Below are 14455 nucleotides of genomic sequence, written 5' to 3'. Positions count from 1 at the left end.
TGCCAAGTATGCGGAGAAGTCCAAGAAGGATTCCGAGAAACCGGAGCAGAAGCCTCAGTACGAAATGAAGAAGGACAATACTTCGGCTAAATATGCGACTAAGTCCAAAACAGATTCGGAAAAGGCTGAACAGAAACCTCAGTATGAGATGCAAAAGGACGGCACCAAGAATAAGTACGCCAAAGTTTCTCCAAAGGACAGCGAGAGAGCTCCTCAGGTCATCTGGCCACCCACGAGAAGAGCGCTGATGGCAGAAGCTCTTTCCAAAAAATAAAACAAAAACGATAAGGACATAACCTATGTTGACGATCAAGGCACCATTAGAGATTACAGCGAAAACTTCATACGTCAAATGTTCAGAGAATTTCTATCACAGGATCATGGGCAACTACTCTCTGATGGAGACCCGCGTCGACGAAGAGGACCTGCTTCATATCACTAACACTCCTCCTGAGATCTATGTAACTGAGGGGGAGGGAATATCAAGTGTCCTTAATCAGTCCGTAAGAAACGAGAACAACTACAACAAGGTTGAGATTCTAAACAATGTTTTGAACCGCATAGTTGCCTCTGCGTCAGTTAATCTTACTTACCAGGACAGAGTATTTATCACGGATTCCTTATACAGACTGGGCATAAGAGACGATCACAAATTCATGAACGCTTTTTATGAGATGTCACAGCAGACAAGGGATGTAAATGCTCTGATCAATCTATATCTGGAAAAAAGCGAGAATCTGCGCATTATGCTGGAGGCGGTGAACAACTACAACGAGAGCCGAAGGACCATGGAAAGACAGCTCCTTGACAGAGAAAATCAGAAATATGTCACTGATGTATCTGTTTCCAATAATGAATCAAGAGCTGAAAACATCAGCGTAACTAATGTAAGAAACGCAGAGATTCGCTACGAAGGCAGCGAAGGAGAAGGCGAGACAAAATCCGGTGAAACTGCTTTAAACGCCCTTGAGAGAGAAAGAATAAGCGAGAGGGAAAGACTTCAGAAGGAAAGGGAGAATTACCTCTTCAACACAATTTTTGACAGATTAAGCACGGGTGCTATTTATCAGATAGTTTCCAATTTCAACCGCTCCGAGAACTACAATGAGATGGAAAAGGCAGAGTACTCCATATCAGATCAGACCTACGCAGCCCAGAACCTTCTTCTTTCAGTGATGAGAGAAAGGGTTTTCCCCGGAGACAGCAATCTTGTCCTTCTTAATACCAATACCTATGAGGAGGAGCTTGAGAGCTTTATAACCTCTGCCGAGAATGTGAGAAATGAGATCAGCAGCGCAGTTCTCATGAGACTTCTGCAAAATATATACAGAACCGGTTTTGACAAGTTCTACTTTGACAGGAATACATATTTTAAGTTTGAGGATACCTTCTATAAGGCCTCCGATGAGATTGTCACCAAGCTGATAACCAATATCGGAGCATCACAGATAAAGAACGAGATATCCAGGCAGGTTATCAATGTAAATGAAAGTCAGATCAGTAACGAGTTCCGTCTCTTTGACTATGCCACTATGAATGAGCTCTCCAGAATTGACATAGAGAGCATTCAGGAAATGATCGATCAGCTCACCGTTTACAGCAGCAGAACCGGCCAGCTTCTTGAAGAATATAACAGCGCTTCCTTCAGCTACAGAACCGGTGAAGTCACATCTGAGAAAAAGGAGCTTACAAGGCTTCAGCTGGAGGTCTTAAGGATACTGGGACAGGTATCTGACAGCGAGACCATAAGGACTATATCGGAAAAGATCATGGAGACCGCAGGACAATCCGGTGACATATATAAAGTCCTCTCCGAATATATTGAGTCCATGAATAGCACGGATATTATAAACGAGTTTATCCGAAAGCTGATAACGGAAAATAACATTCAGGGACTTATCAGCAGCGGCGAAGCCGGAGAGAGCAGCGAAGAGATCAGAAATGCAGTCACCTTCCTTCGAAATGAGATCCACGAAGATGAAGAGACCAGAGAGATTCTTAACCGGTATCTCAGTCTCTACGGCGGCAGCAAAGAGCAGTACAGTTTAACACAGAGCAATAGCTTTAGTAACAGCGTGATTCAGCTCATAAACCTCATTACGGGAAAAGAAGCTGTATCAGAGCAGATTGAAAATCCCGAGATCATCAAAAATTTCATCAGTGGTGACAGCAACGTAACCATAGAAGAAATAAGGGGAGCTGAGGAACTCAAAAAAGCAGCTCTCTTCCTCAGAGATGAGGTTGCGGCAGGCAATAATATACAGGAGATACTAAACAGATATTCCAATATCATCGAAGGTGCTGCACCTTCCGGGGACATATTTGAGAATACCGTGCTAATGAGTGAAAATCTTCAGCTGATCCAGCTTCTTGGAGGCGAAGAGAGCGCAGATTTTTCACTGGAGAATCTGGAACTTATAAAGAACTATATTCGAAGTTCCATGGAGATAACAAATAAAGATAAGAAATACTACCTTGATACCATAACCTTCCATGAGCTGGAAGCATTGGAAAAGCTCACTACTACAGTCAAGGCCGAAACCGACAGGAAGCAGGAGCTTATCAAGCTTTTAAAGGAAAGTAAGAAGGTTAAGGTTTCCGAGGAAAAAACGCAAAGAATAAAGGAGATTATCACAGAGCTGGGAATTACTCCCGAGATGGTCACTGTTTTCTTTGAAGAAGATCAACGGGAACTACCGGGAGCAGGTGAGTCCGAAGAGATTTCTTCTTCCGGTAAAAATACGAAGGCGCCCTTCGAAAGAGCAGAGCTTATTTTCGAAAGAGTCACTGAGGAAGAAGGACAGGCCGAAGGAAGTAACCTTTTTATAAACAGGAACGAGCTGATAGCTCTTATCAAAGAAAACACCAAAGAGATGCAGTCCCTGACTATGACCAGGGAAAACGTCAGAGACTATATCCGGCAGATAAGAAGTGAAGGTGAAAAGAGGACCTCCGGCTATGTGGAGAGCGGCTCAGGCTATGAGTTATATAAACCTGTAGCTGAGAGCGATACTATCCCTTCTTCGGAAATCTCGGTGGAGCCGTCAGAGACAGAGAACCCTCCGGTAAAGGAAGGCGATAATGTTACAGATGCCGATATCAGGAAGATAACCGAGAGTGTCAACAGGATTGAGGCCCTGAATGAGCAGAGAAGGACCAAATACATAGAGGAGATCAGCAAGATAAGGGAGAGCCTTGAAGAGAGCGGACCAAGAAAGCTGCCCTTCGAAAAGACAAGACAGGTAGCAGCTCTTACACTGGAGTCCCCCGAGAAGCTCATGGAGACCCTGAATCATGAGAAGGAGATCCGAAGCACCAGGGAAAAGGAAATCCTCTCCCGTATAAAGGATATTTTCCCGGAGCAGTCCTACGAGATCTACAGACTTCTTGAAAAGTATCAGAGAAATGAGGAGAACCCGGAGACTCCTGAGGGCCTTAGAACCGCAGAAGTGGGTGAGCTCATCTACGACATCAACCATGCGTCGGAACCTTCTCCGGAGCCTGAAAAAGAGGGTAAGATCGAAGCTTCTGAGGAGATTAAGGCTGAAAGAGCAAGAGTAAGACTTGACAGAGGCGAGGTTCTTACTGAGGAACACGCCAATATAAGGCCCGTTGAGACGATTCATAAATATCAGGAGAGCCTTACCAGCGATGAGATCAACGAACAGCTTCAGCTCATGCAGCATAATATCTCAAAGCAGATCAAGGAGGACGTTAAGTCCGACGTGATAACCTCCAATAATTACATAAACTCCAGAGAGGTTATTACTAACAGTAATGTCTCTGAACAGTTAAATGCAGTGAATATTCAGAGAATGATAGACAGCAAGATCCAGTCAGAAATGAATACCATCAGCAACCGGGTTATGAACAAGATAGAAAGACAGATGAGAAATGAGAAAGCAAGGCGCGGCTATTGATAAAAGGAGGTATGTGAATGGGATTACTTCAGGATGCTACGGGAATTCTTTCCGATAATGCGACACAGAAAGCAGTTCTATATATCCTAAAGCCCGATCTGTACAGCCAGGTGACCTTGACAGACATCGGCAATGAAGCGAATAAACTGGTGGAGAAGCTCAGTAAATCAGACAAGGTTGCGGCAAGTGCCGGCGAGATGCTCAAAAAAGCATCCGGCTGGGGCAGCAAAAAAACCACTGACAAAATATATGAAGAGTCTTCCGATACTAATAAATTCATAAAAATGTCAGTTCAGTACAATCCTGCTACAATAAGACTTTATTCTCTTACCGGTAAACAGCAGAATTTCAATAACGCAAGTGGTCTGAATCACATGGAGGTTGCAAATTTTACGGGAAAGAGCAAATTGTCATTTGACCTGGTCTTTGATGACATGGATCCGGCGGATGCCTTCATGCTGGAGAATCTTACTCCCAATGTGGGAAATGTCTACAACAAGGCCAAGGATCTGACCACCCATGGACTTGATGGGCATTCGGTGAGAAAGAGAATGGATGCTCTTTTATCACTCATTTCAAGCTGTCATGCGCAGCAGGTGATCTTTAGCTGGGCGAAGATGCATTTTCGCGGAACTCTTACGAACGTAAACAATCATTTCACCATGTTCAACACAAGAGGCAATCCTGTCAGAGGAACTGTGCATCTGGAGATAACTCAGGAAGCCAGCAAAAACGGTGAGCTGGTCTACAAACAGGATTACTGGGATAAGGCATTTTATGCAAAATTTGATAAGGGCGCGGTTGGCAAGAGAAGTACTTTTGATGCTCTGACCAACAACAACTTCCTCAATTTAAATCTTTAAAAAAGATAGGATGCAGAGTCTATGGATTTTTTAGGATACGCGGCAGACTCCGTTAAGGGAGCTATAGGAATAAATGAAAAGGCTGTTCTTGAAATATGCGATTTTTCCGGAATAATGCCCAAGGAAGCAAATGCTCCCAGACCAAGTAACGGCACGAAAACTGGCTTTTCCGGCGTCGGTAAGTTCAATATTGATACGGTCAAGGATGCCGTAAATAATGCCAAGGGCAAGCTTAAAGATGCCGTCGGAGAGGATAATGCTCAGGAAGGCGAATTCATCGACGTGGAAAAGGTTCAATGGTACAGATACCATGTTCAGTTTAATCCTGAGGACATCACCATAAACGGCTATGGCGGTGAAGAAGTGCCTATACAGGATTTCGGAAAAAAGAGAGAGGACAAAGCGCCGAAGGAGATTCCCAGAGATGCCAATAATATCCCCATACCTCCAAAGCTTGGTAAATACGGAAGGCCAAAGCCATCAAGCCGTATGGCGGCAGCCAACTCCCGTATTGATATGAACCTCAAGCTTGTATTGGATAAAGCTGATGTAAAGGAAGCTTTTTTTGCTGAAAAATACACTCTGGGGCAGACTTCACTTGTTAAACAGGGGCTTAAGATGGCCTTCAAAAATGATCCCGATGCGTACTCGGTGCAAAAGGACGTGGAGGCTCTGACAGCAATAGTAAGAGATAAGAGCAAACGTCTTTGCAGATTTGTCTGGGGAGACATGATCTATGAAGGGCTGGTCCATAGTGTAAATGCGGAGTATACCATGTTTAATGTGGACGGGACTCCCTGCAGGGCAGTGATCAGCATAGGAATAGTACTTTTGGATAAAGAAGAATTGCCATCCTCCGAAAAGCATTGGAGAAAAGTATATAAAAGCAGTTTCGGAGAATAGCATTTGTGATTGTGGGGGAATATGGCAGCACTTGATTTTGAAAGCTTATACAAAAGATATAAGAATTTTTACTATCCTTCCGTAAGGATTTATCTTGGTGATCAGGATCCGATACAGGATAAGAAGATGAATCTTTCCATAGTGGATGTGGATGTACAGATCACCAGCGATCTGAAGGCAAGCATTGCTTCCTTTTCAATTGCGGGCATGTACGATCCGGATACAGGAGCCTTTTCGGTGGGAAAGACCAAGAAATACCTTATTCTGGGGATCTCTGTGAAGATTCTCATGGGTTACTCCGCAGATATGACGGAGGTGTTCAGGGGCTATGTAGCAAGAATTGAGTTTTCCTACAACGATGAGTCGCCTATGGACATTAACGTCAAGGTAACGGCCATGGATGTCAAGGGAATCATGATGGCCAACAACAGTTCAAAGAGGCTCAAAGCAAGCTATTACAGCGATGCCGTCAAGGAGATACTGAATCAGTCTCCTTATCAGACTCTTCAGAACAATGAGGTCATTACCAGCATCGATGTCACCGATACTCCGGATAAGCCGCCGGGAGGTACACAGCAGGACAATTCAGTGGACCTTAGGATCGAGATGGTGGCTGAAAGCGACTATGATTTCGTCTGCAAGGCGGCCAAGAAGTTTAATTATGAGTTCTTCTCGGTGGGCGGAAATATTGTATTTCGAAAGGCCAAAGCCAACACGCAGGAGCTGGCGGAATTCTTTCCCTCAAATATTATTATTACCTACGATATCAGCTATGACATAACGGGACTTCCCGGTGAAGTTAAGGTAAGAACCCTTGATATAGGTAAGGCCAGCAAGATTGAGGTCAAAAAGAAAAACAACGGAAAGTTTTCACTGGGAGGCAAGGCAAAGCCCATTGTTTCGGGACAGTCCTATGTGTATATAGATTCCACAATAAACACTCAGGCCGATGCTGAGACGAGAGCAAATTACCTTTTGGAGGAAATGTCCTACAGACTGGGAAGTATCAGAATGACCATCGTGGGAATTCCGGAGATAGTACCGGGAAGATTCATCACCCTCAAAGGTTTCGGAGATGCACTGTCCAACAAGTATTACATAACGGATGTGCACCACACCTACACCTTGGGCGGAAAGTTTTTGACAGAAATAGAAGGAAAGGCATCAACATTATAAGTAATCGGGGGAAGACAAAATGCCGTTTTTTGATGTGGTCGACGAAGTAGCCAGGCACCAGGTAGAAAAAAGTGCCATGGGCGATAACAGAATAATGGGAGCTCTGGTCTGTACCGTGACCAAGAACTATGAGAAAGAGAAACAGGGCTTTGTTCAGGTAAACATCACGACCAGGGACTATGAGGAAAACAAGCTGGTGTGGGCAAGGATGGCCCTTCCCTACGGCGGACAGAAGTGGGGAGAGTATTTTATTCCCGAGGTTGGGGATCAGGTGATCGTCATCTTCGAGCAGGGGAATATCGAGAGGGGCTTTGTGATAGGGGCGGTTCCAAAGACCAATTCCACCTTCATGAGCAAGGCTTTTGATGAGAATAATGATATAAAAAGGATACAGTCCAGAAACGGCAACAAAATAGATATTATCGACAATCACGAAGGAGAGGGAGATAACGACAGGATAACCATCACAACTGCCAAGGATAATCACAAGTTCCAGATGGACAATGAAAAGAAGTTGATCCTTCTCTCCGATAAAGATGGAAACAACAAGATAGAGATTAAGACGGAAGACGGCCAGATGACAGTACTTGCCGCACAGAAGCTGACCGTTAGGGTGGGAGACAACATTAAGCTCTTCATGAACGGAAGTAATGGAACCGTTACACTTGAAGCCACCAAGGTCAAGGTAGAAGCCACCAATACCGCAGAGCTCAAATCAAACAACAGAGTTACTATTGAAGGCGGTAACGTCTCGGCAAACGGTAATTCAATGCTTAAGCTTTCAAGCTCCGGTCCCGTATCAGTTGAGGGAACACCGGTTAAGCTTGGCTAGTGATATGGAGAAAATGTATGGAACAGACATTTTTGGGTACCGGAGTTACTTTTCCAATCCAGATAGACCCGGCAACGGGGCGCTTTAAGATGAGCGCAGGGAAGCAGTCGGTGAAGGAATCGGTGTATCTGATACTGATGACGCAGGTTACCGAGAGACTTACAAGACCCTCCTTCGGTACAAGGAGCGCCTCTTACGTATTCATGGACATGAATCTCACAGAGCTTACTATTATGAAAAGAGAGCTTGAAGAGAGCGTCCTGACACAGGAGCCGAGAATATCGGATGTTAATATCACAACCGAAATGCAGGCACAGCAGGGATATATTCTGATAAATATCGACTATACACTTGCAGAGACCAATCAGACTGACAATATGGTATTCCCCTTCTACATGAATGCGGAACCTGAACCCTCTGAGGAAGAAGAATACTACGAGCCTCTAATAATCGACATGGAAGAGTAACCTATGAACAATGCATTCAAACCACAATCTATCGAAGAGATTGAAAACAGAATAGAAAGACTGGCAAAAAGCTATACACCTGAGTGGAGATTTAACAGATACAATCCCGACGCAGGCTCCGTGATAGCACAGATATTCGCAAGGCAGCTGGAGGAGAACAATCGTCTCATGAGTCAGATGCCTGAGCGATATCACATGGAGTTCGTAAATATGCTGGACTCCAACTTAAGACCGGCACAGCCTGCAGCAAGCATGGTCATCTTTAACCTTGACGGCAATTCCATTATGGGAACCCAGGTGCCGAAGGGGACAAGGCTTACCGCGGATTCGCCCTATACCGATTCGGGTTTTGTGATATATGAGACAGAAAGAAATCTCTATGTCACCGAGTCCAGGATCAAATGCGCATTTATGACAGATGCGGAAAAAGGGTCTCTCACCCCTATCTACGGAGACATTGCGGTACCTCAGATAATCCCGACTCAGGACATAATAATGGAAAAGGATCTGACGGAGGAGCCACAGGAAGGAGAAAGCCAGAGCACCCATACATTGGAACCTCTGGATGAGAGCTTCAAGATCAAGCCTTTTACACTTTTTGGCGAAAAGCAAAATGTCGGAAAGAGCGTACTCATCATATACCACGACAGACTTCTGGAAGGTGTGAACGAACCGATATATGTAAGACTGGAAGGAGCAAAGGCTCTTATAGAAAGAATCGAGAAAAAAGAGTTTTTGTTTAAATATCCCGAGAAAAAGAGTTTTACGGAATTTGACAGTGTAAAGCTCCTTGAGGACGGAATAACCTATGAGCTTATAAAGAGCAAGCCCTCCAATAAAGTCAGGGTGGGAGGCACTGAGATGTCGGCGGTGATCCTGGAGTGTCAGGAGATAATGACCGATTATCTGGAGATTGAGAACATTCAGATTTCAGCGGCCGGTGACAGCAGAGCTCCGGAGTATGTGGGAGACGGAGCTGTTGAATTAAATTCCGAGAAATTTGAGCCCTTCTCGGACACACTATCTGTGTATAACGAGTGCTACATAGGCCACAATCCCTGCTTTTCCAAGAGAGAAGCTAGAGTATTTCTGGATTTCAGGGTGTCCTTTAAGGAAAATCATATAAGACTTACACCGGAGCAGGAGGACGCAGAGCTTGCCATCATCAAGTTAAAGCCAAAGAAGACTCCTCTTGATGCCCAGGCAGCGGCGGTTGTGGATGAGATTTCCATCGAATACTTCAACGGAATCGGCTGGAAGAAGCTTAAATGCGACTCCGAATACGAAGGACTGTTCGTAAACTGTGAGGATGGAAATTACAAGCTCTCCTTTATCTGCCCCTCGGACTGGGAGGAATCAGAGAGTGGCCCCTACAGCGGAAGATGTCTTCGAATGAGGATAACCAAATCCGACAACTGCTACCTTCGCCCGGCGCTTCATACTTATCCGACAATAGAAAAGCTAAAGATAACATATTCCTATGAGGGTAAGTTTGTATCACCCAGTAAACTTGAGAAAATAGCAGGAACCACCAAGGAAGACATTACCTACGCACTTACATCAAATAAGCCCTTCACGGCTTTTTCGGGGATAGATTACCATGAGGATGCACTTTTTATCGGACTTGATAAAAAGCTCACCGACGGCCCCATAAGCATCTATTTCCAGCTGGCAGATTCCAGCAATCAGAATGCGGTGAGATGCAACCTTGAATACTATAGTCCCACAGGCTTTGCCCAGATGAGGTTTACGGATCTCACAGAGGACTTCACAAGGTCCGGAACATTGATGTTTCTTCCGCCATCCGATATGCAGGAGTGCAGCCTTGAGGGCAACAATCTCTACTGGATCAAGCTAAAGAGGAGCAGGGCCCAGAAGAGTGATTTTAACGATATTTTCCTTCCGCATATCGTAAGACTCTGTCTTAATGCAGTGATAGTCACCAATGTGCAGACCAGCGATGAGAACGATTACTACATCGAAGAGGTCATGCCCAATATGACGGTGGCTCTGGGGGCTCAGAATATCCTTGACGCTTATGTATGGGTCAATGAAAGAGGTTATACAAGAAAAGAGGAAATGGACAGACTAATGGCCCAGGAGCCGGAAAGAGTAAGGGCCGAGTATGATTTCCTGGGAAGAATATCCGCTTTTTACGTACTGTGGAACGAGGTTGAAAGCTTCGACGACGCCGTGGACAGAAGAAGCTATCGCATAGACAGAATGCGGGGCAATATAGTCTTTTCCGACGGAGCCAAGTGCGATATTCCAAGAGTTACCGACGATATAGCCTTTAAGGCAAGAATCAGAAGTACCGACGGCGAATACGGCAATCTCGCTGAAGGAATGATAACGGATCTGGTGGGTGCAGCGCCCTTTATAGATTCCGTGTCCAATCCCATAAGAGCCCACGGCGGCAGCAATCTGGAGACTATGGACCACGCTCTTATGAGGTGCGCAGGCATCATGAATTCCAGATGGCGCCTGGTATCTGAGAATGATTACATCAGATTTGTAATGGAGTACTCGGACAGCATAGACAAGGTTAAGGTAGTGGTGGGAGAGACCATAGACGGTGTGGTTAATCCTTCGGATATCTCTGTAGTTCTTTTGATGAAGGATTTCGCAGACGGAGCCTTTTCCTATCACAGGATCGCAGGGGGGCTTAAGAAGGAAATACTTAAGAACTGCGAGCTTACGGTCACTGAAGAAAACCTCCATATCGTGGAGCCTATATTTGTGGATATTTCAGTAAATGTCTGGGCTATGGTCATGGATATGGATGACAGCTTTGAGGTTCAGAATGAAGCCAAGAATGTGTTGGCTGAATATCTGAATCCCGTATCAAGTCCGGAGCATGAGGGCTGGGCCATTGGAACGCTCCCCAAGCAGTCACAGATACTTATGAGACTGGGAGTACTGAGGAGCAGAGCGGTTATCCAGAGAATCACCATCACGGCCAGGTACGTGGACTGCGAAGGGGAACATGAAGTGGATGCCAAGGATATCAAGCTGACACCCTTTATGGTTACAAGAAGCGGCAATCACAAGGTTATTGTTACCAATAAATAAAAGATGGGCAGGACGAAAGAATGCTGAATGTTGAGGATTTAAAGGGCAGAACCTATGAAGAGAGGATGGAAGATGTGATGAGGGAGCTCCCCATCAGGTCTTCCGAATGGACCAATTATAATGCCTCCGATCCCGGTATTACCATAATTGAGAATCTCACGGCTTTTTCCGCATTGCAGGGAGCTGAGATCGTCAACTTAAGCTACAGAGCAAAAATGGCACTGCTTAAGATGGCAGGTTTCGTTCCCGCCAGAGGAAAGTGTGCAAGAGTGCTTCTCTCGGATGAAGAGATCACACGGCCCGGGATCCTCAGAGCCGGACAGAGGTTCCATATAGGCGACCTTTGCTTCGAAACAAATAAGGATATTTCCGTTGGCTGCGGCAGGATCACAGATGTATTCGCATGTAGCGGCGGAGAGTTCAGGGATATAAGCTATGTGTTGGACAAAGAGATCAGCGTTCCCGCCAAGCTCTTCGGGGATTCGCCAAAAGCCGGAAACAGTGTGTATTTCATTATTGACGGCGATATAGCAGCTCTTAAAGAGATAATCCTATATATAAAAATGGTGGAGAAGTCCTATCGAAACAAGACAGTGGACAGACTTGAGCACATCTTCGCCGACCTTGAATGGGAGTGCTACACCGCAGAGGGGTTTGTAAAGATAAGTGCAAGGGATTTTACCAATGCCTTTGTAAACAGCGGTGAGATCAGAGTTGCCCTTCCTGACAGGAAACCGGAGATCTGTGATGAAGCGCCGCAAAAGGGCTATTGCATAAGGGCCACCTTAAAAAGAGCCGACTATGATATTGTCCCCAAGATAACAAATGTGTTCGGATTTTTGTTTGAGGTCTGGCAGAAGGATACCAGGTCCTTCAGCACCACCTCCAACAAAAACGATCTTATAAAGGTTACATCGCCCATTGGTGAGGATGTACATTACCTCATCTTCGGAAAGGAGAACAAGGGCTCTTCCTACAGAAGATACGAGCTCACAACCGAAGATTACAGAAATGGACGATTTGTTAACTACGAAAAAAACGATGACGGAAGCGTAAGTTTTACTTTTTCGGAAGAAAAGCACGGCTACGCTCCCATAAAGGTAAAGGACGCAGTCAGAGTAATCCTCTACAGCGAAGAGGTAATGCGGCGCTATAACGTAGGTAAGGTAATAGGTTACGATGATCAGGAGATACAGCTTCCGATAAAGAAGATTGTTCACGAGACCTTTTTCCTGATAGCACGAAGAAAGGATGAGAACGGCTATCTCTACGATTTTGTAAGACCTGAGAAAAAAGCTGACGGAGCCCTCTATTATCACCTTCTTGAGGGAGATGGGAGAATAATCATCGAGGATGCCGGAGATTTCATAGATGCGGATCTCTTCATGGGTGGTGTTTCGGTTACCGCCGGCAATCTGGGAAACATAGCCGCCGGAAACAGACTGTCCATCGAGGGTGACAGCGGTATTCATTTCTATAATCCCGGTGCTGCCACAGGCGGGTGCTTCAGAGAGAATCTGGATCAGGTGAGGGAGAGGTTCCTTATGGATATGAGAACTCCCTACAGGGCAGTCACCGCAGCGGATTACGAGAAGCTGGCCATAACAACCCCGGGCCTGTGCATCAAAAAGGCCAAGGCAATCATGTCAGAGAACGAGAATCTGGTAAGACTGGTGATCCTTCCGGAGTCCGATGAGACTTTTCCGAAGCTGTCCAATATCTACATTGACAGGGTAAAGGCAAGACTTGAGGACAGGAGGCTTATCACCTCCAAGTTCATGATAATCAAGCCCTCCTTTGTTCCGGTGGGAGTCAAGTGCACAGTCTATGTTAAAAGACATTATTCGGACTGCCGGAAGCAGATAATCGAGAGAATACGCACTATTCTGGATTATATAAACTCCGATCACAACTTTGGCGATAAGCTGCAGTTTGAGGATGTATTTCACGGTATCGAGGATCTTGAATGCGTGGAATACGTGTATGAATTATCTCTGTTTTCGGAGAACAATAACCTGGCACAGCTAAAGGAATTTGATATTTATCCGCGTCAGGATGTGCTATGTTATCCGGGAGAGATAAACCTTGAGATAGTATCATCTGACAGATAAGACGGGGAGAATTAATGGCTAACGACATTTGGTATTCAATCAGGAATAACAGAATAAAAAAGAGTCTGGTGAAGGGCTTCACCCAGGGAGCAGACGGGGAGCTGATCCTTGATGAAAATGAGCTGGAACACAGTGTTTTCCTGCATCCTCTGGATGGAGTGGAGCCCGGCTCAGAGTGGGGGCGGTTGTCCTGCGAACTACTTTTGGCAGAGCAGATAGTATGTTATATTTATGTTATAGCATTTGATAATTTGGATTATTACGTAGATAAAGACCATGGATCACTGTGGGATTATCTCAAGGATCCTTCCGAAAACAGCTATTCCAAGTTTAAGCTCCTTCAACAGCTAGGCGCCAAGAGGTTTGTCAACACAAAGGACGGACTTCTGTATGAACTCTCCGGCAGGTATTTGTTCATAGCGCTGGAGATGATAGGAAGCGGCAGCGCCTGTGTTGGAAAAATGAGAGTCGGAGTCAGGGGAGATGTGTTTATGGACACCTTCCCGGCGGTATATCACGACAGGAACAGTTTTTTCCACAGATATATATCCATTTTTTCAAGTGTTTACAATGACTACAGCGATCAGAACGAGAAGCTCTACGAGATTCTGGACCTGGACAAGTGCGATGCCTCGCTTCTTGAGATGTACGGCTCCTGGTTCGGAATAGATCTGAAGGGAGGATTTCTTCCGGAGAAGACCCTGCGTCAGATTGTAAAGGAAGCCTATCAGCTGAATCGCATGAAGGGCACCAAATGGGCTCTTCAAAGAATCGTGGACATACTGGTGGGCGAGGATTCGGTAATTGTGGAGAACAGGCTTCAGGACGGCGGCATTTTTGATGTTACAGTGATGATAAATCAAAAGCTGTCTGAGAATCTGAGGCACCAGCTGATGTTTTTGCTTGATCAGTTCAGGCCTCTGCGAACGAGAATAAGGCTTCTTCAGATGGAGAAAGAGGCTGTTGTGGATGGCAACAGCTATCTTGATATGAATGCGGCAATTCCGAAGCAGAAGCATGTTGTACTGGACGAAGAGGCTATCTATGACGGAGCAATCACTCTCATGTAAGGCTTAAAAGAAGCCGGATAATAAACTATCGCTTATAGAGG

10 protein-coding genes are annotated in these 14455 nt (G+C 45.3%); all 10 read left to right on the top strand.

Going from position 1 to position 14455, the window contains the following annotated elements; translation table 11 throughout:
* A partial coding sequence (locus G588_RS22675) for a hypothetical protein (RefSeq protein WP_026668555.1) occupies positions 1 to 274 on the top strand: 274 nt, incomplete at its 5' end.
* Between the two features lie 25 nt (positions 275 to 299).
* The gene (locus G588_RS0103105) at positions 300 to 3920 is read left to right on the top strand and encodes a hypothetical protein (protein ID WP_155830726.1); all 3621 of its coding nucleotides are present in this window, start codon (positions 300 to 302) and stop codon (positions 3918 to 3920) included.
* A 17-nt stretch (positions 3921 to 3937) separates the two neighbouring features.
* Positions 3938 to 4783, top strand: a complete 846-nt coding sequence (locus G588_RS0103100) for a CIS tube protein (protein ID WP_022777301.1) — start codon at positions 3938 to 3940, stop codon at positions 4781 to 4783.
* A gap of 21 nt (positions 4784 to 4804) precedes the next feature.
* On the top strand, positions 4805 to 5686 hold the full coding sequence (locus G588_RS0103095; protein WP_022777300.1) for a CIS tube protein: 882 nt from the start codon (positions 4805 to 4807) through the stop codon (positions 5684 to 5686).
* A gap of 21 nt (positions 5687 to 5707) precedes the next feature.
* Positions 5708 to 6862 (top strand): phage late control D family protein, encoded by a 1155-nt coding sequence (locus G588_RS0103090; RefSeq protein ID WP_022777299.1) that lies wholly within the window; start codon positions 5708 to 5710, stop codon positions 6860 to 6862.
* Between the two features lie 19 nt (positions 6863 to 6881).
* A complete protein-coding gene (locus G588_RS0103085) occupies positions 6882 to 7694 on the top strand; it encodes a phage baseplate assembly protein V (RefSeq protein ID WP_022777298.1) in 813 nt (270 codons plus the stop codon).
* Between the two features lie 17 nt (positions 7695 to 7711).
* Positions 7712 to 8161: a GPW/gp25 family protein gene (locus G588_RS18960; RefSeq protein ID WP_022777297.1), complete on the top strand. Its 450-nt coding sequence runs from the start codon at positions 7712 to 7714 to the stop codon at positions 8159 to 8161.
* A gap of 3 nt (positions 8162 to 8164) precedes the next feature.
* A complete protein-coding gene (locus G588_RS0103075; protein WP_022777296.1) occupies positions 8165 to 11233 on the top strand; it encodes a hypothetical protein in 3069 nt (1022 codons plus the stop codon).
* Between the two features lie 20 nt (positions 11234 to 11253).
* Positions 11254 to 13344 (top strand): baseplate J/gp47 family protein, encoded by a 2091-nt coding sequence (locus G588_RS0103070; protein ID WP_022777295.1) that lies wholly within the window; start codon positions 11254 to 11256, stop codon positions 13342 to 13344.
* 14 nt (positions 13345 to 13358) lie between these two features.
* Positions 13359 to 14414 carry a phage tail protein gene (locus G588_RS0103065; protein WP_022777294.1) on the top strand — a complete coding sequence of 352 codons (1056 nt, stop codon included), beginning with the start codon at positions 13359 to 13361 and terminating at the stop codon, positions 14412 to 14414.
* Positions 14415 to 14455 lie beyond the last annotated feature (41 nt).

Origin of the sequence: Butyrivibrio sp. AE3009 (assembly GCF_000420845.1) — a bacterium.
Taxonomy (GTDB): domain Bacteria; phylum Bacillota; class Clostridia; order Lachnospirales; family Lachnospiraceae; genus Butyrivibrio.
The sequence above is the reverse complement of the archived record's forward strand: the minus strand, read 5'-3'. Positions and strand labels throughout refer to the sequence as shown.

What these genes read in the sequence shown, in the direction of transcription:
- G588_RS0103105 (WP_155830726.1), top strand. Translation starts at nt 300, where the DNA reads ATGTTGACGATCAAGGCACCATTAGAGATTACAGCGAAAACTTCATAC.
- G588_RS0103100 (WP_022777301.1), top strand. Translation starts at nt 3,938, where the DNA reads ATGGGATTACTTCAGGATGCTACGGGAATTCTTTCCGATAATGCGACA.
- G588_RS0103095 (WP_022777300.1), top strand. Translation starts at nt 4,805, where the DNA reads ATGGATTTTTTAGGATACGCGGCAGACTCCGTTAAGGGAGCTATAGGA.
- G588_RS0103090 (WP_022777299.1), top strand. Translation starts at nt 5,708, where the DNA reads ATGGCAGCACTTGATTTTGAAAGCTTATACAAAAGATATAAGAATTTT.
- G588_RS0103085 (WP_022777298.1), top strand. Translation starts at nt 6,882, where the DNA reads ATGCCGTTTTTTGATGTGGTCGACGAAGTAGCCAGGCACCAGGTAGAA.
- G588_RS18960 (WP_022777297.1), top strand. Translation starts at nt 7,712, where the DNA reads ATGGAACAGACATTTTTGGGTACCGGAGTTACTTTTCCAATCCAGATA.
- G588_RS0103075 (WP_022777296.1), top strand. Translation starts at nt 8,165, where the DNA reads ATGAACAATGCATTCAAACCACAATCTATCGAAGAGATTGAAAACAGA.
- G588_RS0103070 (WP_022777295.1), top strand. Translation starts at nt 11,254, where the DNA reads ATGCTGAATGTTGAGGATTTAAAGGGCAGAACCTATGAAGAGAGGATG.
- G588_RS0103065 (WP_022777294.1), top strand. Translation starts at nt 13,359, where the DNA reads ATGGCTAACGACATTTGGTATTCAATCAGGAATAACAGAATAAAAAAG.